Annotated in this window: 1 rRNA gene; it reads left to right on the top strand. The window is 57.2% G+C overall.

From position 1 onward, the window contains the following. Positions 1-530 (top strand): 23S ribosomal RNA (locus tag F0L68_RS45850); the annotation flags it as partial.

Here is a 530-nt window from a genome sequence, read left to right as displayed (position 1 = left end):
TGGGTATAGGGGCGAAAGACTAATCGAACCATCTAGTAGCTGGTTCCCTCCGAAGTTTCCCTCAGGATAGCTGGAGCTCGGACGCGAGTTCTATCGGGTAAAGCCAATGATTAGAGGCATTGGGGGCGCAACGCCCTCGACCTATTCTCAAACTTTAAATAGGTAGGACGTGTCGGCTGCTTTGTTGAGCCGTCACACGGAATCGAGAGCTCCAAGTGGGCCATTTTTGGTAAGCAGAACAGGCGATGCGGGATGAACGGGAAGCCGGGTTACGGTGCCCAACTGCGCGCTAACCTAGAACCCACAAAGGGTGTTGGTCGATTAAGACAGCAGGACGGTGGTCATGGAAGTCGAAATCCGCTAAGGAGTGTGTAACAACTCACCTGCCGAATCAACTAGCCCCGAAAATGGATGGCGCTTAAGCGCGCGACCTATACCCGGCCGTCGGGGCAAGAGCCAGGCCTCGATGAGTAGGAGGGCGCGGCGGTCCCTGCAAAACCTAGGGCGCCAGGCCAGGCGGAGCGGCCGGC

The sequence above is a fragment of the Solihabitans fulvus genome (genome assembly GCF_008386585.1).
Taxonomy (GTDB): Bacteria; Actinomycetota; Actinomycetes; order Mycobacteriales; family Pseudonocardiaceae; genus Solihabitans; species Solihabitans fulvus.
Note: the sequence above shows the minus strand (reverse complement) of the source record. Positions and strands in the feature narration are given on the sequence as shown.